This window comes from Aeromonas sp. s9 (assembly GCF_040907765.1).
In the GTDB taxonomy this organism is placed as follows: Bacteria; Pseudomonadota; Gammaproteobacteria; order Enterobacterales; family Aeromonadaceae; genus Aeromonas; species Aeromonas caviae.
In genome coordinates, this window is record NZ_JBFOCK010000078.1 from 87,845 (window position 1) to 106,025 (window position 18,181).

Annotated in this window: 20 protein-coding genes and 1 riboswitch; of the genes, 18 read left to right on the forward strand and 2 right to left on the reverse strand. The window is 64.4% G+C overall.

What is annotated here, in order from left to right; translation table 11 throughout:
• Window positions 1–54: 54 nt before the first annotated feature.
• Window positions 55–194: riboswitch (molybdenum cofactor riboswitch) on the forward strand.
• From moaA to AB5Y54_RS16585, 16 genes are all read left to right on the forward strand, one after another.
• A complete protein-coding gene (moaA, locus tag AB5Y54_RS16510) occupies window positions 182–1,177 on the forward strand; it encodes a GTP 3',8-cyclase MoaA (RefSeq protein WP_010674152.1) in 996 nt (331 codons plus the stop codon). Its footprint overlaps the riboswitch before it by 13 nt.
• Before the next feature lie 251 nt (window positions 1,178–1,428).
• Window positions 1,429–1,938: a ferredoxin-type protein NapF gene (napF, locus tag AB5Y54_RS16515; protein ID WP_124814055.1), complete on the forward strand. Its 510-nt coding sequence runs from the start codon at window positions 1,429–1,431 to the stop codon at window positions 1,936–1,938.
• Window positions 1,935–2,237 carry a chaperone NapD gene (locus AB5Y54_RS16520; protein ID WP_010674154.1) on the forward strand — a complete coding sequence of 101 codons (303 nt, stop codon included), beginning with the start codon at window positions 1,935–1,937 and terminating at the stop codon, window positions 2,235–2,237. Before napF ends, AB5Y54_RS16520 begins: the two co-directional genes overlap by 4 nt.
• A 189-nt stretch (window positions 2,238–2,426) precedes the next feature.
• A complete protein-coding gene (napA, locus tag AB5Y54_RS16525) occupies window positions 2,427–4,916 on the forward strand; it encodes a nitrate reductase catalytic subunit NapA (protein ID WP_041212735.1) in 2,490 nt (829 codons plus the stop codon).
• Between the two features lie 16 nt (window positions 4,917–4,932).
• Window positions 4,933–5,667: a ferredoxin-type protein NapG gene (napG, locus tag AB5Y54_RS16530; RefSeq protein WP_049636342.1), complete on the forward strand. Its 735-nt coding sequence runs from the start codon at window positions 4,933–4,935 to the stop codon at window positions 5,665–5,667.
• Window positions 5,664–6,539, forward strand: coding sequence for a quinol dehydrogenase ferredoxin subunit NapH (gene napH, locus AB5Y54_RS16535; RefSeq protein ID WP_049636341.1), 876 nt, complete (start codon window positions 5,664–5,666; stop codon window positions 6,537–6,539). The genes napG and napH overlap by 4 nt, the downstream gene beginning before the upstream one ends.
• On the forward strand, window positions 6,539–6,994 hold the full coding sequence (locus AB5Y54_RS16540) for a nitrate reductase cytochrome c-type subunit (RefSeq protein ID WP_041212738.1): 456 nt from the start codon (window positions 6,539–6,541) through the stop codon (window positions 6,992–6,994). The genes napH and AB5Y54_RS16540 overlap by 1 nt, the downstream gene beginning before the upstream one ends.
• An 11-nt stretch (window positions 6,995–7,005) precedes the next feature.
• The gene (locus AB5Y54_RS16545; RefSeq protein WP_010674159.1) at window positions 7,006–7,596 is read left to right on the forward strand and encodes a cytochrome c3 family protein; all 591 of its coding nucleotides are present in this window, start codon (window positions 7,006–7,008) and stop codon (window positions 7,594–7,596) included.
• A gap of 193 nt (window positions 7,597–7,789) precedes the next feature.
• Window positions 7,790–8,296: a molybdenum cofactor biosynthesis protein B gene (gene moaB / locus AB5Y54_RS16550; protein WP_039038846.1), complete on the forward strand. Its 507-nt coding sequence runs from the start codon at window positions 7,790–7,792 to the stop codon at window positions 8,294–8,296.
• 50 nt (window positions 8,297–8,346) lie between these two features.
• Window positions 8,347–8,841 (forward strand): cyclic pyranopterin monophosphate synthase MoaC, encoded by a 495-nt coding sequence (moaC, locus tag AB5Y54_RS16555; protein ID WP_039038847.1) that lies wholly within the window; start codon window positions 8,347–8,349, stop codon window positions 8,839–8,841.
• Complete coding sequence (gene moaD, locus AB5Y54_RS16560) at window positions 8,838–9,083, forward strand: molybdopterin synthase sulfur carrier subunit (RefSeq protein WP_010674162.1); 246 nt, start codon at window positions 8,838–8,840, stop codon at window positions 9,081–9,083. Before moaC ends, moaD begins: the two co-directional genes overlap by 4 nt.
• A 100-nt stretch (window positions 9,084–9,183) precedes the next feature.
• Entirely contained in the window at window positions 9,184–9,648 is a 465-nt protein-coding gene (gene moaE / locus AB5Y54_RS16565) for a molybdopterin synthase catalytic subunit MoaE (RefSeq protein ID WP_109112512.1), read from the forward strand.
• A gap of 53 nt (window positions 9,649–9,701) precedes the next feature.
• Window positions 9,702–10,424, forward strand: a complete 723-nt coding sequence (gene modA / locus AB5Y54_RS16570) for a molybdate ABC transporter substrate-binding protein (RefSeq protein WP_113070472.1) — start codon at window positions 9,702–9,704, stop codon at window positions 10,422–10,424.
• 116 nt (window positions 10,425–10,540) lie between these two features.
• Window positions 10,541–11,221, forward strand: coding sequence for a molybdate ABC transporter permease subunit (modB, locus tag AB5Y54_RS16575; RefSeq protein WP_109112510.1), 681 nt, complete (start codon window positions 10,541–10,543; stop codon window positions 11,219–11,221).
• Entirely contained in the window at window positions 11,218–12,273 is a 1,056-nt protein-coding gene (modC, locus tag AB5Y54_RS16580) for a molybdenum ABC transporter ATP-binding protein (RefSeq protein ID WP_128343476.1), read from the forward strand. Before modB ends, modC begins: the two co-directional genes overlap by 4 nt.
• A 67-nt stretch (window positions 12,274–12,340) precedes the next feature.
• The gene (locus AB5Y54_RS16585) at window positions 12,341–13,117 is read left to right on the forward strand and encodes an alpha/beta fold hydrolase (protein WP_049636339.1); all 777 of its coding nucleotides are present in this window, start codon (window positions 12,341–12,343) and stop codon (window positions 13,115–13,117) included.
• Window positions 13,118–13,184: 67 nt separating this feature from the next.
• Here the strand turns inward: AB5Y54_RS16585 and moeB are convergent, their stop codons facing one another.
• Together moeB and moeA are read right to left on the reverse strand one after the other, a co-directional pair.
• Entirely contained in the window at window positions 13,185–13,940 is a 756-nt protein-coding gene (gene moeB / locus AB5Y54_RS16590) for a molybdopterin-synthase adenylyltransferase MoeB (protein ID WP_053288587.1), read from the reverse strand.
• A complete protein-coding gene (moeA, locus tag AB5Y54_RS16595; protein ID WP_324037813.1) occupies window positions 13,937–15,163 on the reverse strand; it encodes a molybdopterin molybdotransferase MoeA in 1,227 nt (408 codons plus the stop codon). Before moeA ends, moeB begins: the two co-directional genes overlap by 4 nt.
• 370 nt (window positions 15,164–15,533) lie before the next feature.
• Between moeA and folE the strand changes: the two genes are divergently transcribed.
• Together folE and AB5Y54_RS16605 are read left to right on the forward strand one after the other, a co-directional pair.
• A complete protein-coding gene (folE, locus tag AB5Y54_RS16600) occupies window positions 15,534–16,190 on the forward strand; it encodes a GTP cyclohydrolase I FolE (protein ID WP_010674171.1) in 657 nt (218 codons plus the stop codon).
• Window positions 16,191–16,439: 249 nt separating this feature from the next.
• Complete coding sequence (locus AB5Y54_RS16605) at window positions 16,440–18,089, forward strand: methyl-accepting chemotaxis protein (protein ID WP_053288586.1); 1,650 nt, start codon at window positions 16,440–16,442, stop codon at window positions 18,087–18,089.
• The last annotated feature ends 92 nt before the right edge of the window (window positions 18,090–18,181 follow it).

An 18,181-nucleotide genomic window follows, 5' to 3' on the forward strand; every position in this document is an offset into this window, starting at 1 on the left:
CAAAGACCCCACAAAGTAGCATGGGAGTGTACTCCAAGTTGTGCTAGCATCGAAAAACTAGATGAACTCCGAGCGATTTTGCCTAAGTCATTGAGATAGGGGGAGATCGCCGTCAGCCGATGCTCGAGCTGAAAGGGTCAGGAAAGAAATGCCCTGGCCTCCCGTATTTGGAAAGGTGTTTATGTTGCCACTTGAAGATGGTTTTTCCCGTCGCTTTTACTATTTGCGTCTGTCGGTCACCGACGTCTGCAATTTCCGCTGTACCTACTGTCTGCCGGACGGCTATCACCCGCCGAAAGGAGATGGTGAGGGGCGCCAGTCCTTCCTCTCCCTGGAGGAGATCCGTCGCGTCGTCTCCGGGTTTGCCGCCATGGGGACGCGCAAGGTGCGTCTGACCGGAGGCGAGCCCTCCCTGCGCCGCGACTTCACGGCCATCATCGAGACCGTGGCCAATACCCCCGGCATCGAGAAGGTGGCCATGACCACCAACGGGTATCGCCTCAAGGAGCGTGCCCGCGAGTGGTTCGATGCGGGGCTGACGGCCCTGAACGTCAGCGTCGACAGCCTGGATCCCCGTCAGTTCCACCAGATCACCGGCGAGAACAAGCTGGCGGAGGTGATGGCGGGGATAGACGCCGCCCTGAGTGCCGGTTTTCGGTCGGTCAAGATCAACGCCGTGCTGCTCAAGGGGCTCAATGATCATCAGCTCGAGACATTCCTCGCCTGGATCCGCGACAAACCCATCGAGCTGCGTTTCATCGAACTGATGCAGACCGGCGAGATGGACGCCCTGTTTCGCGATCACCATACCAGCGGTGAACTCATCAAGCAGCGCCTGCAAGAGAGCGGCTGGGTGCAGCAGCTGCGCGGCCTGGATGATGGCCCTGCCCAGGTGTTCACGCATCCAGACTCGAGGGGCGGGGTGGGGCTCATCATGCCCTACAGCAAGGATTTTTGCGCCGGTTGCAACCGGCTGCGGGTCTCCTCCAAGGGCAAGCTGCACCTGTGTCTCTTTGGCGACAACGGGGTGGAACTGCGGGATCTGCTCACCGATGACAGCCAGCAGGAGGCGCTGCAATGGCGTATTCGCCAGGCGCTGACCGGCAAGGCCGCCACCCATCGCCTCCATGAAGGCAATGCAGGCATGACCCCCCACCTGGCCTCCATCGGCGGCTGACAGCCGCCGTGCACCTCAAATAACCTTCGATTAATTATCAATCCTCACATAGGGGTAATTTACCTTGCCCCTGCTGTGTCTAATTACGCCAAGGGTTTGATCCAGCGCAAGAATCCCCCCTGTTTATCTCCCTGGTGGTATATCCCCTGACTTGTCAGGGCCGCAATATACACCCACGCTTATAATTGGCATTGAAAATGCCAGTCACGGGATCCGCGCGGGGGCATCCGTCCCCGAAAAGAGGAGTCGATATGACCGACGGGGTCAACTTGTCACGCAGAGGCCTGTTTCGGGGACGCCTGAGCGCCCCCAAGGCTGGGATCCAGTTGCCCTGGTCCGTCTCCTGGGACGAGTTCGTGGCCGGCTGTACCCGCTGCGGCGACTGTCTGGCGGCCTGTCCCGAGCAGATCCTGATCAAGGGAGACGGGGGCTTCCCCACGGTGGATTTTCACCGCGGCGAGTGCACCTTCTGCACCGAGTGTGTCAGCGCCTGCCAGGCGCCGGTGTTCAGGCCGACAATCCAGACACCCTGGGAGTATGTGGCCCATATCGAGGCGGGCTGTCTGGCCACTGCCCAGGTGTTCTGCCAGCGTTGTCAGGACAGCTGCGAGCAGCAGGCCATCCGCTTTTCCCCCCGGCTGGGGCGCGTACCCACCCCCGGCATCCATGCCGAGTCGTGCAACGGCTGCGGGGCCTGCGTAGCGGATTGCCCAGTGGGCAGTATCAGCATCGGTCTGTCTCGTGGCGAGGCTTCGCGATGACCCAAGAGACGAACAAGTTGGAAAACGGTGATATGACGCGAGAAGAGTTCCATGTATCCAGCCTGGTGGTGCTGACCCAGCCCGATCTGCGCCACGCCCTGGCAGAGCGGATTGCGACCCTGGACGGGGCCGAGATCCACGCCGTCAGCGAGGAGGGCAAACTGGTGGTGACCTTGGAGGGGCCGAGCCAGCGCCCCATCATGGCGGCCATCGACACCATTCAGGGGTTGCCCGGGGTGCTCTCTGCGGCCCTGATCTACCACCAGTTCGATGAAATGGACGCCGAAGATGGGGAATAAGGCGTCATGTGGCAGAAGCGCAAGAGTCGTTCGCTGACCGCCACGGGTAATACACGGGATGCCGGGTCTGTTGTCTGCGTTCGATGAACGAAAAGCCCAGAGCAAAGGAATAAAGCGCCATGGAGCTGAGCCAGCGCGGCTCGTCACAATGGCTGTCATTGATGTGATTAAGCAATGCGAGGATATGTCATGAAGCTGAGTCGACGCGACTTTATGAAGGCCAATGCGGTGGCGGCAGCCGCTGCCGTGGCCGGTGTCAGTGCCCCCACTCTGGCGGCGAACCTGATCACCAGTACCGACAAGACCGCCATCACCTGGGACAAGGCACCGTGCCGCTTCTGCGGGACCGGCTGTTCCGTGCTGGTGGGCTCCCAGGCTGGCCGCGTCGTGGCGACCCAGGGGGATCCCGATGCACCGGTCAACCGTGGCCTGAACTGCATCAAGGGCTACTTCCTCTCCAAGATCATGTACGGGGAGGATCGCCTGACCCAGCCCATGCTGCGCATGACGAACGGCAAGTTCGACAAGAACGGCAACTTCGCCCCCATCAGTTGGGATCAGGCCTTCGACATCATGGCCGAGAAGTTCAAGGCGACCCTGAAAGAGAAGGGCCCGACCGCCGTCGGCATGTTCGGCTCCGGCCAGTGGACCGTCTGGGAAGGCTATGCCGCCGCCAAGCTGATGAAGGCAGGCCTGCGCTCCAACAACCTGGATCCCAATGCCCGTCACTGCATGGCCTCCGCGGTAGTGGGCTTCATGCGTACCTTCGGCATGGATGAACCCATGGGCTGCTACGACGACATCGAGCAGGCCGACGCCTTCGTGCTGTGGGGCTCCAACATGGCCGAGATGCACCCCATCCTCTGGTCGCGCATCTCCGATCGCCGTCTGTCCCACCAGGATGTGCAGGTGCACGTGCTCTCCACCTTCGAGCACCGCAGCTTCGAGCTGGCGGACAACGGGCTGGTGTTCACCCCCCAGACCGATCTGGCGATCCTCAACTACATCGCCAACTACATCATCCAGAACGACAAGGTGAACTGGGAGTTCGTCAACAAGCACACCCAGTTCCGCAAAGGGGTGACCGACATCGGTTACGGCCTGCGTCCCACCAACCCGCTGCAGCAAAAGGCCAAGAACCCGGACAGCGGCGACTCCACCCCCATGAGCTTCGACGACTTCGCCAAGTTCGTGGCGGATTACGATCTGGAGTCCGTCTCCAAGCTCTCCGGCGTGCCCAAGGACAAGCTCGAGAAGCTGGCCCAGATCTATGCGGATCCGGACAAGAAGGTGGTCTCTTACTGGACCATGGGGTTCAACCAGCACACCCGTGGCGTCTGGGCCAACAACCTCTGCTACAACATCCACCTGCTGACCGGCAAGATCTCCCAGCCGGGCTCCGGCCCCTTCTCCCTGACCGGCCAGCCCTCCGCCTGTGGTACCGCCCGTGAAGTGGGTACCTTCGCCCACCGTCTGCCGGCGGACATGGTGGTCACGGATCCCAAACACCGCGCCATCGCCGAGAAGATCTGGAAGCTGCCGGAAGGCACCATCCCGGAGCAGGTGGGCTACCACGCCGTGCTGCAAAACCGCATGCTCAAGGATGGCAAGCTCAACGCCTACTGGGTGATGTGCAACAACAACATGCAGGCCGGCCCGAACATGAACGAAGAGGCGCTGCCCGGTTATCGCAACCCGGCCAACTTCATCGTGGTCTCCGACCCTTATCCGACCGTGACCGCCCAGGCGGCCGACCTCATCCTGCCCACCGCCATGTGGGTGGAGAAAGAGGGGGCCTATGGCAACGCCGAACGTCGCACCCAGTTCTGGCACCAGCAGGTGAAGGCACCGGAAGGGGCCAAGTCCGACCTGTGGCAGCTGATGGAGTTCTCCAAACGCTTCACCGTGGAAGAGGTGTGGCCGGCTGAGTTGATTGCCAAGATGCCGGAAGTGAAGGGCAAGACCCTGTTCGACGTGCTCTATGCCAACGGCCAGGTGAACCAGTTCCCGAAAGAGCAGAGCAAGGGGGCCCTGAACGACGAGGCCGAGCACTTTGGTTTCTACGTCCAGAAGGGGCTGTTCGAGGAGTACGCCTCCTTCGGTCGCGGCCATGGCCACGACCTGGCGCCGTTCGATCAGTATCACGAAGCCCGTGGCCTGCGCTGGCCGGTGGTGGACGGCAAGGAGACCCTGTGGCGCTATCGCGAAGGGTTCGACCCTTACGTGAAGGCGGGGGAGGGGGTGCGCTTCTACGGCAAGCCCGATGGCAAGGCGGTGATCTTCGCGCTGCCCTATGAGCCGGCTGCCGAAGCTCCGGACAAAGAGTACGACATGTGGCTCTCCACCGGTCGCGTGCTGGAGCACTGGCACACCGGCACCATGACCCGTCGCGTGCCCGAGCTCTATCGCGCCTTCCCGGATGCGGTGCTGTTCATGCACCCGGAAGATGCCAAGGCCCGTGGCGTGCGCCGTGGTGAAGAGGTGATCGTCTCCTCCCGCCGGGGCGAGGTGAAGACCCGGGTCGAGACCCGTGGCCGCAACCGTCCGCCCAAGGGACTGGTGTTCATGCCCTTCTTCGATGCGAGCCAGCTGGTCAACAAGCTGACCCTGGACGCCACCGATCCGCTCTCCAAGGAGACGGATTACAAGAAGTGCGCCGTCAAGGTCATGAAGGCCTGAGGCGGGGGAGCGCGAGATGAGTCGTAGTCGGCGCCAGTTTCTGGCCGACATGGCCAAGGGGGTCTGCGGTGTGGGCCTGCTTGGCGTGGGGCTCGGCGGCGTGGCGCGCCAGCAGGTGCAGGCTTTGCCTGCCCAGGCGCTGCGCCCGCCGGCCGCCCTCGACGAGGCCGAGTTTCTCGGCGCCTGCGTGCGCTGCGGGCTCTGCGTCGAGGCATGCCCCTACGACACCCTCAAGCTCGCCCGGCTGTTTGAACCCGTGACCACCGGCACCCCCTACTTCAAGGCGCGCGCCGTTCCGTGCGAGATGTGTGACGACATCCCCTGCGTGGCGGCCTGCCCGAGCGGGGCGCTGGATCGGGCCATGACCGATATCGATCAGGCGCGGATGGGGGTGGCGGTGCTCATCGATCACGAGACCTGCCTCAACTACCTGGGGCTGCGCTGCGACGTTTGCTACCGGGTCTGCCCCCTCATCGACAAGGCCATTACCTTGGAGCTGCAGCACAACCCGCGCACAGGCAAGCACGCCATGTTCCTGCCCACGGTGCACAGCGATCTCTGCACCGGCTGCGGCAAGTGCGAGCACGCCTGCGTGCTGGAGGAGGCGGCCATCAAGGTGGTGCCTCGCCAGCTTGCCAAGGGGGAGCTGGGTCACCACTACCGGCTCGGCTGGGAAGAGAAGGCGAAGGCGGGCAAATCGCTCATCGGCGACAGGCTCACCCTGCCGACCCGCAAACCGGAGGGTCTATGAGTCGGTATCCAGGGGCCGAGGCCACGGCCAGGCTGGGGTGGTGGCGTGCCCACCGCTTCCTGCTGCTGCGCCGGCTTTGCCAGTTCGGGGTGCTGGGGCTGTTCCTGCTGGGGCCGCTCGCGGGCATCTGGATCCTCAAGGGCAACCTCTCCAGCTCCCTGCTGCTGGAGACGGTGCCCCTCACGGATCCCCTGACCCTGTTGCAGTCGGTGGCGGCGGGCCAGTGGCCCATCCCCACCCTGTGGCTCGGGGCCGGGCTGGTGCTCGCGGGTTACTGGCTGGTCGGGGGGCGGGTGTTCTGCTCCTGGGTCTGTCCAGTCAACCTGGTCACCGATGTCGCCGCCTGGCTCAGGGGGCGGCTCGGGCTCAAGGGCAATGGTCAGTTCAACCGCGCTACCCGCTACTGGCTGCTGGCCATGGTGCTGGTGGCGCCGGCCATCACAGGCGTGCTGGTGTGGGAGCTGGTCAATCCGGTGTCGCTCACCCTGCGGGGCCTGCTGTTTGGCATGGGGGCGGGCTGGGGCCTGCTGGCGGTGCTGTTCCTGTTCGACCTTTTTGTGGTGGAGCGGGGCTGGTGCGGCCACCTCTGTCCGGTGGGGGCCTTCTATGCCCTGGTCAACCGGGTCGGGTTCATCAAGATTGCAGCCTCGGGGCGCGAGCGGTGCAGCAACTGCATGGATTGTTATGCGGTCTGCCCGGAGCGTCCCATCCTGCGCGGCCCCGTTCACGGTGCCAGGCGTGGTCACGGGCCCTTGATTGCGGCTCAGGAGTGTACCAACTGCGGCCGTTGCATCGATGTCTGCGCGGAGCAAGTTTTTGAAATCACTGTAGGTTTTGCCGTCAAGGCAGAGAAAACGTCGGAGAACACATAATGAAGAAGCTGATTGGAGCAATGCTGGCCTGCCTGATGGCGGGTTCCTTGATGGCGGCCGTCCCCGAGATCACCAACAGCACGGGGGGCATCAAGTCGGAGCGGGGAAGCACGGATCTGGTGACGGATGCCGACGCGGCCCCTCTGAAGAACTTTCGCAAGGATGGCGACCTCTACGATCGCCAGTACATGCACCAGCCCCCGCTGATCCCCCACGACACCCGCAACTATGAAGTGGACAACAAGGTCAACAAGTGCCTGGCCTGTCACAGCTTCAAGAACGCCAGTGCCATGAAGGCCCCCAAGATAAGCCCCACCCACTTCGAGACCCGCGACGGCATGACCCTGGGCGAAGTCTCTCCGCGCCGCTACTTCTGTCTGCAGTGCCACGTGCCGCAAGCGGACGCCAAGCCGCTGGTGAACAATACCTTCAAACCGGTTGAAGCGCTGAACTGAGGAGCCCATAGATGAAATTACCCGGCTTTGTGAAGCGTCTGTGGACCACCTTCAAGTCACCGTCGAAGGCGGCCCTCTGGGTCATCCTGCTGATGGGCTTCTTCGGTGGCGTCATCTTCTGGGGCGGGTTCAACACCGCCATGGAAGCGTCCAACACCGAGGCCTTCTGCACCGGTTGCCACGAGATGAAGGACAACGTGTTCGTGGAGTACCGCGACACCATCCACTACGCCAACCGCTCCGGCGTGCGGGCCAGCTGCCCGGATTGCCACGTACCCCACGAGTGGACCTACAAGATCATCCGCAAGGTGCAGGCCTCCAAGGAGCTGTGGGGCATGATCACCGGCAAGGTGGATACCCGCGAGAAGTTTGAATCCCACCGGCGGGAGATGGCCGAGCGGGAGTGGCAGCGGATGAAGGAGACGGATTCGCGCGAGTGCCGCAACTGCCACAACTTCGAGTACATGGACTTCTCCCTGCAAGGGCGTCGGGCCGCCCAGATGCACTCCACCAACCTGGCAAGCGGGGCCAACACCTGCATCGACTGCCACAAGGGGATTGCGCACCAACTGCCTGACATGAAAGGGGTGCCAGGCTTCTGATGGGAAGGCCGCCGGATCCTCGGGATCCGGCGGCCTTCGAGATTAATGGGCAATGACGCCCCCCAGCCAGACATCTTTTGATAGAATCCCTTCCCGGCAACGCGGCGCCCACCGGCTCCTTTCATGGCTGGCACCACGGTGCGGCGCGTTCACCTCATCCTCTCGTGGTCAATGATTGACAGGAATGGCCCCAATGGCACCCAAACACAGCGAATTCATCCCTCTCAAGATCGCCGTCCTGACGGTTTCCGACAGTCGCACCGCTGCCGATGACAGCTCGGGGGACTATCTGGTCGAGGCCCTGACCCAGACCGGCCACGTGCTGGCCGATCGGGCGCTCTGTCCAGACAACCTGTTTCGCATCCGCGCCCAGGTGAGCGACTGGATTGCCGACGAGGGAGTCCAGGTGGTGCTCATCAACGGCGGCACCGGCTTCAACGAGCAGAACCGGGTGCCCGAGGCGGTCGGCGTGCTGTTCGAGCGCACGGTGCAGGGTTTTGGCGAGATGTTCCGCCAGCTCTCGTTTGCCGAGATAAAAGGCTCCGCCATGCAGAGCCGTGCCCTGGCCGGGCTCGCCAATCGCACCCTGATCTGCTGCCTACCCGGCTCCACCGGCGCCTGCCGCCTGGGCTGGGAACAGCTTATCCGGGATCAGCTCGACGCCCGTACCCGGCCGTGCAACTTCGTGACCCATCTGTGATCCCGGGAGTAAACCCGGATCATCCATCTTATTTTTCGATAGGGGCATAGATGAACCTGACCCATCTCAACCAGAGCGGCGAGGCCCACATGGTGGATGTCACCGACAAGCAGGTGACCGAACGCGAGGCCCGCGCCGAGGCTTTCGTGACCATGGCCCCCGAGACCCTGGCGTTGATCCTGAGTGGTCAGCACCACAAGGGGGACGTGTTCGCCACCGCCCGCATCGCCGGCATCATGGCGGCCAAGAAGACCGCCGACCTCATTCCCCTGTGCCATCCCCTGGCCCTGACCCGGGTGGAGGTAGAGATAGCCCCCCAGGCGGCGCACAATCGGGTCCATATCCGCACCCTGTGCAAGCTCTCGGGCAAGACCGGGGTGGAGATGGAGGCGCTCACCGCCGCCTCGGTGGCGGCCCTGACCATCTACGACATGTGCAAGGCGGTGCAAAAGGACATGGTGATCGAGCAGGTGCGTCTGGTGGAGAAAAAGGGCGGCAAGTCCGGTCATTTCCAGCTGGGTGCGACCAAAGGAGAGCAGGCATGATCAAGGTTCTGTTTTTTGCGCAGGTGCGTGAGCTGGTCGGCTGCGACGAGCTCAGCCTGCCTTGCGACTACGCCAGTGCCGATGCCCTTCGCGCCGCCTTGAGCGAGCGGGGTGACAAGTGGGCGCTGGCGCTCGAATCCGGCAAGCTCCTGGTGGCGGTCAACCAGACCCTGGTGCCGCTGGATACCCCCCTCCATGACGGGGATGAGGTCGCCTTCTTCCCGCCGGTGACCGGAGGTTAAGGATGAACGAGATAATGACCGTAGATCGCACCACTGAGCTGCGGGACTGTGGTGAGGCCGCCTTCTTCCCTCTCCTTCCAGTGACGACCGGAGGCTGACCATGACCGATCGCATTCTGGTGCAGCGGGATGACTTCTCGCTGGCCGACGAATATGCCCGCCTTGCTGCCCGGCAGGACACAGGCGCGATTGTCAGCTTTGTCGGCAAGGTGCGCGACTTCAATCAGGGAGAGCATGTGAAAGGGCTGGCCCTCGAGCACTACCCCGGCATGACCGAGAAGGCGCTGACGAACATAGTGGCCGAGGCCCGCAGCCGCTGGCCCCTGCAGGAGTGCACCCTCATTCACCGCATCGGCGAGCTGCTGCTCGGGGATCAGATCGTGCTGGTGGTGGTGAGCAGCGCCCACCGCGAGGCGGCTTTCGAGGCCTGCCACTTCATCATGGATTTCTTGAAGACCCGGGCGCCGTTCTGGAAAAAAGAGCTGACCGCCGACGGGGTGCAACGCTGGGTCGAGGCCAGGGCGAGCGATGACGCCGCCCTGGCCCGCTGGCAACAAGGGGAGTGAGCCTCGAGCTCGTGTCAATCGATCCGGCGTGCCGGAACATAAGGAGCAAAGGAATGAAGAGATGGGTATCCGTGTTGGTGCTGGGGGCCGGTGCCATGTACAGCGGTGCTGTGCTGTCTGACGAGGTCAAGGTGGCGGTGGCGGCCAACTTCAAGGGCACCATAGAGCGCATCGGCAAGGAGTTCACCGCCAAGACCGGCCACAGCGTCGTCATCAGTTCGGCGGCCACCGGCGTGCTCTATACCCAGATCACCCACGGTGCGCCCTTCGATCTCTTCCTCTCGGCCGACGTGGCGACCCCTCAAAAGCTGGAGTCGGAAGGCAAGGGGAGCGAGCGCTTCACCTATGCCATCGGTCAGCTCGGCCTCTGGCAGAAGGGGGGGCCTGCTCCTGATGAGGCCACCTTGCGCCACTGGCAGGGGGAGCTGGCCATCGCCAACCCCAAGACAGCGCCCTATGGCGCTGCCGCCATGGCGACCCTGGCTCACCTCAAGATCGATCCCAAGCAGTATCGGGTGCTGACCGGCACCAACATCAGCCAGACCTGGCAGTTTGTCGATACCGGCAATGCGAAGCTGGGCTTCGTCGCCTGGGCCAATCTGGTGGAGGCGGGCAAGACCGGCGAAGCCTGGGCGGTACCGGCCAGCTTCTATCCCCCCATCGAGCAGCAGGCCCTGGTGCTGAAGAAAGGGGCGGCGGTGGATGCCCTGGTCGCCTGGCTCAAGGGGCCGGGACAGGCGCAGATCAAGGCGGCGGGTTACGCCCTGCCGCAGTAAGCGCCCGGCGTCTGCCGGCCAGCCCCGTGCTGGCCAGATCCGGTGCCTGATGTGTCCCAAGGCGGCGCCCGTCATGACGGCGCCCTGTTTTTTATCGACACCCGAGAGGGGACCCTATGAGTGAAGGGGATCTGCTGGCGGTCTGGCTGACCCTGAAACTGGCGGCCAGCACCACTGCCATCCTGCTGCTGCTGTCGCCGCCGCTCGCCTGGTGGCTGTCTCGCAGCCAGCACCGGCTGCGCCCCCTGGTGGAGGCCATGGTGGCCCTGCCGCTGGTGCTGCCGCCCACCGTGCTCGGTTTCTATCTGCTGCTGGCCTTCTCCCCGGAGTACGGCTTGGGTGGCTGGTGGCGGGAGACCTTCGGGGCCCCGCTCGCCTTCAGTTTCCTCGGCCTGCTCATCGCCTCCGTCATCTATTCGCTCCCCTTCGTGGTACAACCCCTCACCTCCGCCTTCGTCAACATGGGCAGCAAGGAGCTGGAGGCTGCTGCCACCCTGGGGATGGGCCCGTTTGAGCGCTTCTTTCGCATCATCCTGCCGATGACGCTGCCGAGCTTCGTGATGGCGGCGGCGCTGGGCTTTGCCCACACCCTGGGGGAGTTCGGGGTGGTGCTGATGATCGGCGGCAACATTCCCGGGGAGACCCAGGTGCTCTCCATCGCCCTGTTTGATCACGTGGAGGCGATGGACTACGACCACGCCCATATTCTGGCAGGCGGCCTGATGGGCTTCTCCCTGGTGATGCTGGTGCTGGTCTACGGCGTGCTGCAACGCCGGCAACGGAGGCTGTTCGGATGAACCTCTACCTCAAGGCCAGACGTGATTTCGGCCCCTTCACCCTGGCGTGTGATCTGGCGTTGCCCCCCAGCCGCATCCTCGGCCTGTTCGGTCCTTCGGGCTGTGGCAAGAGCACCCTGCTGCGCATCATCGCCGGGCTCGACAAGGCCCCGGGCGATGCCCTGCGCTGGCAGGGGCGCGAGCTTGCAGCCCTGCCCCCCGAGGCGCGGCGCATCGGGATGGTGTTTCAGGATGCCCGTCTCTTCCCCCACCTGAGCGTGCTCGGCAACCTGCAACTGGCGGCTCGCAAGGGGAGGGGGCGCTGGCAGCCAGAGGATCTGGCTGCGCGCCTCGGCTTTGCCGAGCTGCTGGGGCAACCGGCCCATGGCCTCTCCGGCGGTCAGCGTCAGCGGGTGGCATTGGCCAGGGCCTTGCTGGCCGAGCCCGACTTGCTGCTGCTGGATGAACCCTTCTCGGCGCTGGACAGGCGCAGCCGCATCCATCAGGCCCACGTGCTCAAGGGCTTGCAGCAGGAGAGCGGCATCCCCATGATCTTCGTCAGCCACGCCATGGAGGAGGTGAGCCTGCTCTGCGATGGACTGGTGCTGCTGGCAGAGGGACGGGTGGAGGCCCAGGGCACCCCAGAGGAGATCTTCGCCCGCACCGACCTGTCGCTGGCCAGTCGCGACGACGTCGGGGTCATGCTCTCTGCGACCCTGTCCCACTACGACGAGCACGAGCAGATGGCGACCCTGCGACTCGGGGAGCAGACCCTGATGGTGACCATGGAGCATGCCCCCGATGAAGCGGGCCCCTTGCAGATCAAGGTGGCGGCGCGGGATCTGGTGATCGCCACCGAGCCCATCGTGCACTCCAGCCTCTCCAACTGCCTCGAGACCCGGCTGCTGGAGGTGCGGGAGGTGCGACCCGGGCAGACCCTGTTGCAGTTGGCTCTCGGGCAGCAGATACTGCTGGCCCGGATCACCAGCCGCTCCGCGCAGCGGCTCGCCCTGATGCCGGCCATGCGCCTCTACGCCTACATCAAGGCGGTGAGCCTGGTGGGAGAGGGGTAGACAGGGGACCGGAGTGCGGATTGGCTGGCCATGAGTGGCCGGCATGGCGTCGAGAAAGGGGGGACGGGTGCGTCGCAATCAGGTAATGAAATCCCATGGCTTGGCCCTGCGCAGTGCGGGGGAGGGGCCCTTGCTGCTCTTGCTGCACGGGCTGGGCTCTTCCAGCCTCGACTGGCAGGCGCAGATCGAGCGTTTTTCCGAGCGTTACCGGGTGGTGGCCATCGACTTGCGCGGCCACGGCCAGAGCATGCAGGAGGGGCCCTTTGACGTGCCCACCCTGGCGGCGGATGTGGCCCGCTGGCTCGACGAACAGCCCGAGCCTGCCTGGGTAGTGGGGTTGTCGCTCGGTGCCATGGTGGCGCTGGAGCTGGCGCTGCAACTGCCCCACAAGGTGCAGGGGCTGGTGCTGGTCAACGGCTTCAGCGAATTTCTGCTGGAGACGCCAAAGGAGCAGGAGCGCTATGCCATGCGCCTCAAGTGGCTGCGCTGGTTCGGCATGCGGCCGCTGGCGTGGTGGCTCGGTCGCGAGCTCTTTCCCGGCCCCGATCTCGCCCAGGTGCGCCACACCTTCCGGGGGCGCTTCGTGCGCAACAAAAAGAAGACCTACAAGGCGCTGCTGGAGGCGCTGCCCGGCTGGTCGGTGCGGGCTCGTCTCGGCACCCTCTGGCAGCCGGTGGCCATCATCTCCACCAGTCACGACTATCTGCCCCTGGCGCGGCGGGTGGAGCAGTTCGCCTCCCTGCCCAATGCCACCATCCACACCCCGGATGGTCACCACGCCTGGCCGGCGGAAGATCCTGCCGGGTTCAATCATCTGTTGCAGCGGATCCTCTCAACCCATTGAGGGGAGCAGACAGCAGAGGTAGATAAAAAAGCCGAACCCCGGGGTTCGGCTTTTTTGTGGGCGCTGCTCAGGGCCTTGAGCAGACCGGGCAGTCGGGGCGCTTGGGCAGTTTCAGCTCGCGAAAGCTGCCACCCAGACCGTCGATCATCAGCAGGCGGCCACTGTAGCTTTTGCCCATGCCCGCCAGCAGCTTGATGGCTTCGAGCGCCTGCAGGCTGCCCACCAGCCCCACCACGGGGGCCAGTACCCCCGCCTCGACACAGGTGAGGGCCTGATCGCCAAAGAGGGCGCTGAGACAGGCGTAGCAGGGTTCATCCTCCTGCCAGGTGAAGCTGCAGAGCTGCCCTTCCAGCCGGATGGCGGCGCCGCTGACCAGGGGCACCTTGTGCTGGCGGGCACGCTGGTTGAGGAGGTTGCGGATGGAGACGTTGTCGGTGCAGTCGAGCACCAGCTGATGGCCTGGCAGCAGGGCATCGAGCAGCACCTCGTCGGCGAGGGCGGCGTGGGTCTCCACCTCGAGCCAGGGGGTGAGGGCGCGCAGGGACGTCGCCGCGGACTCCACCTTGAGCTGGCCGATGCGCGCGTCGCTGTGCAACACCTGGCGCTGCAAATTGGAGAGCTCCACCCGATCGAAATCCACCAGGGTGAGGTGGCCGACCCCGGCCACCGCCAGATACTGGCTGGCGGCGCAGCCGAGGCCCCCGGCGCCGATGACCAGCACGCGGGATTGCTTGAGCGCCTCCTGCCCCTCGAAGTCGAAGGATTTGAGCACGATCTGGCGGTTGTAGCGAAGGAGCTCGGCGTCGCTCAGGATCTCGCTCACAGCAGCAGCCCCGAGAAGGGCTCGACGGTGACCGTCTCACCGGCGGCCACCTTGCCGCGCTCCTGTTCGAGCACGATGTAGCAGTTGGCCCGGGACAGGGAGCTGAACACCCCGGAGTCCTGGGAGCCGGTGCTGCGTACCTCGAGGCCATTGGGGCCCACGCTCAGGATGCCGCGCTGGAAGTCCAGGCGCCCCGGGCTCTTCTTGAGCGGCTCTGTCGCCAAGGCCTGGAGGGGGTGCGGGCGTGCAAACTGCTGACCGGCCAGTCTGGCCAGGGCCGGTTGCACCAGCTGATCGAAGGTGACCATGGCGGAGACCGGGTTGCCCGGCAGACCGAAGAACCAGGCGTTTGGCAACCGGCCAAAGGCGAAGGGTTTGCCCGGCTTGATGGCGAGCTTCCAGAAGCCAATTTCCCCGAGCTCTTCGAGCAGTTGTTTGGTGAAGTCCGCTTCCCCCACCGAGACTCCCCCGGTGGTGATCAGGGCATCGGCCTCGCGGTCGGCCTGCAAGAAGGCGGCGCGCAGGGCAGCCGGATCGTCGGGGATGATGCCAAGGTCCAGGCACTCACAGCCCATGCGGCTCAGCATCGCCTTGACCCCGTAGCGGTTGGAGTCGTAAATGTCTCCGTGCTGGAGCGGGGTGCCCAGAGGCTTGAGCTCGTCCCCTGTGCTGAAGATGGCGACCCTGAGGGGACGGCGCACCGTGACGTTCGCGATGCCAAGGGAGGCGAGCAGCGGCAGCTCTCTGGGACTCAGGCGCAGGCCGCTTTCGAGCACCCTGTCACCCTGCGCCAGATCCTCGCCGCGGCGACGGATGTTCTGGCCGGCAACGGGGCGGGTCAGGAAAGTGATCCCGTTGTCGCCGGCTTGCGTTTCTTCCTGCATCACCACAGCGTCTGCACCCGGGGGCACAGGGGCCCCGGTCATGATGCGGATGCAGTGGCCGGCGGGCCACTCCCCCTCATAGGGCTGGCCCGCAAAGGCCTTGCCCGCCACGGGGAGCGGCACCCCGGCGGCGAGATCCGCCAGGCGCACGGCATAGCCGTCCATGGCGGCGTTGTCGAAGGGGGGGACGAAGAGGGGGGAGCTTATCTCCTCGGCCAGGATCCGATCCAGCGCCTGGGGCAGGGGCAACCGCTCCGTCTCGCAGCAGCAGGTGAGTTGTTCCAGCATCCCTTGCAGGGCCTTGTCCAAGGGGAGGAGTGCACCGGTATCGAATCCCATCATCATGACCTCTCTGGTGTGTAGGGGGCGGATTATCCCAAAAATCCGCTCCGATGGGCAGGCCGAAGGTGCGGTAATGGGGGGCAGATGCCCCGGTGTGATCGGATTCTGGGGCGCTATCCCGTTGAATTACCTCCTGATGGGTAACCAGAGCGAGGCTTGTGCGAGATGGTGGCTGGGGAAGAGGCGGCACGGCCGTGCGCCTTGCCCCCGAATGGGCAGGCCGGTGCGGACAAAACGAGGTGGTTTGGCATAAAGTCGGGCACCGGGCTTGAGTTAGACAGAATTATGACAATAATCGCCCTGTAAGATTGCGCCGCGGCACCATGCCGCAGGCCAGCACAGTCCCTGAGCGTGGGAGAGAAACACGATGACGAGCTTAAGCCAGGAAGCCCTGTTGGTCAGGGCGGCGCTCGAGGCCGAGGGCCTTGAGACACCTCTGGTGGCCAATGAATTGAGCGGCCAGCAGAAAAAGGAAAAAATCGAAGGTCATATGCGCGCCATCATGGAGACGCTGGGACTGGATCTGGCCGACGACAGTCTGGCCGAGACCCCGCACCGCATTGCCAAGATGTACGTGAACGAGATCTTCTCCGGCCTCGACTATGCCACCTTCCCCAAGGTGACGGTGATCGAGAACAAGATGAAGGTGGACGAGATGATCATGGTGCGGGACATCAGCCTCACCAGCACCTGCGAGCACCACTTCGTCACCATAGACGGCTTTGCCCACGTGGCCTACATTCCCCGCGGCAAGGTGATTGGCCTGTCGAAGATCAACCGCATCGTGCAGTTCTTCGCCCGTCGTCCCCAGGTACAGGAGCGGTTGACCCAGCAGATCCTGCTGGCGTTGCAGACCCTGCTTGGCACCAGGGACGTGGCCATCAGCATCAAGGCGACCCACTTCTGCGTGAAGGCCCGTGGCGTGATGGACTCCACCTCCTACACCACCACCACCTCCCTAGGCGGCGTCTTCAAGACCCAGCCCGACACCCGCGCCGAGTTTCTCGGTGGTCTGAAAGGGTAGTGCTCCCGGGGGCTGTCGCCGACAGGCCCCGTCTCCTTTTCCTCACTTTTTTTGAAAAATACCTAAAGTTGTGACCGTGCCGGTCGCTATGGCTCTGTGTGTTGTCGGACGGTCTGGTTGACGCCGACACCCCGGGCCCGCCCTTGTGCGCGCCGACAGGGACGAGATGTGCTGCCAAGGAGGGTAGTGAAGGCGCAGGCCAGGCCTGCGCCGAGCAATGCCACTTGTTTTCCCCATGCAGGACATGCCATGAACACCATGACGATAGGCAAAAAACTTACCGCCGGCTTTGCCGTACTCGGCCTGATGATGGCCTTTATCGGCGGCTTCTCGCTGTTTGAATTCAGCAAGATGAACCGCGCCGCCATCGGCTTTACCGACAGCATCCTGCCCGCCGTCGTGCGCACCAGCACCCTCGGCGAGACCATCAATGCCCTGCGCCGCTACGAACTGGATGTCTTCCTGGTGGCGGACGATGCCCAGCAGAAGGCCCGCTATCGCAACGAGAGCGAGAAGAGCCTGCAAGAGGCTGCGCGCCAGATAGTGGCCCACGATGGCACCATCTGGGCGGAGGATCGGGAGGAGCGCCGCGCCTTTGACATCGTCAAGGCGGACTGGGAGCGATATGTCGCCCTGCACCAGCGCATCCGGCAGATGCAGGACTCGGGACAGATGGCCGAAGCCCAGCACCTCTTCATGGGGGAGGGGGTCACCCTCTATACCAATCTGACCAAGTCGGTGGGTGAGCTTATCCGCATCAACCACGGCTACTCCGTGGGCTCCCGTGCCGAGGTGGTGGACGCCTTTGACAGCGCCAAGCTGAGCGTGACCCTGGCCCTGGTGATCGGCCTGGCCCTGGTTGTCGCCCTCTCGGTGGTGCTGACCCGTCAGATCCGCGACCCGCTCATCATGCTGGCCCGTCAGGCCCAGCGCATCGCGAGCGGGGATCTCGGTCGGGGCGAGCTGCAGGAGTGGGTCCGCGGCAACCGCTTCAACCGCGACGAGCTGGGTCAGCTGGGGTCGGCCATCGACCGGATGCAGGGGGCACTGGCAGAGCTGGTGAGCGAAATCTCCGGCTCGGTGAGCCAGCTCAGCAGCGCGGTAGAGGAGGTGAGCGCCATCTCCGAGCAGTCCGCCAAGGGCATGGCAAGCCAGCAGGGAGAGGTCTCTCAGGTCGCCACCGCCATGAACGAGATGCAGTCCACCGTCAATGAGGTGGCTCGCAACACCACGGACGCCATGGGGGCGGCCAAGCAGGCTTCCCGCACCTCCACCCAGGGCAACCAGGTGGTGCGCAGCGCCATCGGCAGCATAGAGCAGGTCTCCCGTCAGATAGAGCAGGCCGGGAGCGTGGTGCAGCAACTGGAGACCGACAGCGCCAGCATCAGCATGGTGCTGGACGTGATTCGCGGCATCGCCGAGCAGACCAACCTGCTGGCCCTCAACGCGGCCATCGAAGCGGCCCGGGCCGGCGAGCAGGGTCGTGGCTTTGCGGTGGTGGCGGACGAGGTGCGCAGTCTGGCCCAGCGCACCCAGGCATCCACCGCCGAGATCAGCAAGATGATCGAGGTGCTTCAGGAGCGCACCGCCGAGGCGGGCAGCGCCATGCAGCTGAGCCGTCAGCAGATGCAGGAGAGCGTGGAGCTGGCGCGGGAGGCGGGGAGCAGCATCGACAGCATCAACGGTGCCGTCACCCAGATCACCGACATGAACACCCTGATCGCCACCGCCACCGAGCAGCAGAACGCGGTCACCGAGGAGCTCAATCGCAGCATCGTCAAGATCCACACCGCCGCCGACGAGAATGCCCAGGGGGCGCAGCAGACCGCCCAGGCCTGTGTCGAGCTGAGCAGGCTGGCCACCTCGCTGCACCATATGACCCAGCGCTTCACCCTCTGAGTCTTGCTGCCACCCGGCACAGCGCAGAAGGCCCCGCCAATCGGCGGGGCCTTGTTGTTTGTCATCGCCCTCCCTGTGCCCGTTTCAACCGG

Excerpts from the sequence above, each read along its gene's own strand:
- moaA (WP_010674152.1), top strand. The coding sequence starts at position 182 with ATGTTGCCACTTGAAGATGGTTTTTCCCGTCGCTTTTACTATTTGCGT.
- napF (WP_124814055.1), top strand. The coding sequence starts at position 1,429 with ATGACCGACGGGGTCAACTTGTCACGCAGAGGCCTGTTTCGGGGACGC.
- AB5Y54_RS16520 (WP_010674154.1), top strand. The coding sequence starts at position 1,935 with ATGACCCAAGAGACGAACAAGTTGGAAAACGGTGATATGACGCGAGAA.
- napA (WP_041212735.1), top strand. The coding sequence starts at position 2,427 with ATGAAGCTGAGTCGACGCGACTTTATGAAGGCCAATGCGGTGGCGGCA.
- napG (WP_049636342.1), top strand. The coding sequence starts at position 4,933 with ATGAGTCGTAGTCGGCGCCAGTTTCTGGCCGACATGGCCAAGGGGGTC.
- napH (WP_049636341.1), top strand. The coding sequence starts at position 5,664 with ATGAGTCGGTATCCAGGGGCCGAGGCCACGGCCAGGCTGGGGTGGTGG.
- AB5Y54_RS16540 (WP_041212738.1), top strand. The coding sequence starts at position 6,539 with ATGAAGAAGCTGATTGGAGCAATGCTGGCCTGCCTGATGGCGGGTTCC.
- AB5Y54_RS16545 (WP_010674159.1), top strand. The coding sequence starts at position 7,006 with ATGAAATTACCCGGCTTTGTGAAGCGTCTGTGGACCACCTTCAAGTCA.
- moaB (WP_039038846.1), top strand. The coding sequence starts at position 7,790 with ATGGCACCCAAACACAGCGAATTCATCCCTCTCAAGATCGCCGTCCTG.
- moaC (WP_039038847.1), top strand. The coding sequence starts at position 8,347 with ATGAACCTGACCCATCTCAACCAGAGCGGCGAGGCCCACATGGTGGAT.
- moaD (WP_010674162.1), top strand. The coding sequence starts at position 8,838 with ATGATCAAGGTTCTGTTTTTTGCGCAGGTGCGTGAGCTGGTCGGCTGC.
- moaE (WP_109112512.1), top strand. The coding sequence starts at position 9,184 with ATGACCGATCGCATTCTGGTGCAGCGGGATGACTTCTCGCTGGCCGAC.
- modA (WP_113070472.1), top strand. The coding sequence starts at position 9,702 with ATGAAGAGATGGGTATCCGTGTTGGTGCTGGGGGCCGGTGCCATGTAC.
- modB (WP_109112510.1), top strand. The coding sequence starts at position 10,541 with ATGAGTGAAGGGGATCTGCTGGCGGTCTGGCTGACCCTGAAACTGGCG.
- modC (WP_128343476.1), top strand. The coding sequence starts at position 11,218 with ATGAACCTCTACCTCAAGGCCAGACGTGATTTCGGCCCCTTCACCCTG.
- moeA (WP_324037813.1), bottom strand. The coding sequence starts at position 15,163 with ATGGGATTCGATACCGGTGCACTCCTCCCCTTGGACAAGGCCCTGCAA.
- folE (WP_010674171.1), top strand. The coding sequence starts at position 15,534 with ATGACGAGCTTAAGCCAGGAAGCCCTGTTGGTCAGGGCGGCGCTCGAG.
- AB5Y54_RS16605 (WP_053288586.1), top strand. The coding sequence starts at position 16,440 with ATGAACACCATGACGATAGGCAAAAAACTTACCGCCGGCTTTGCCGTA.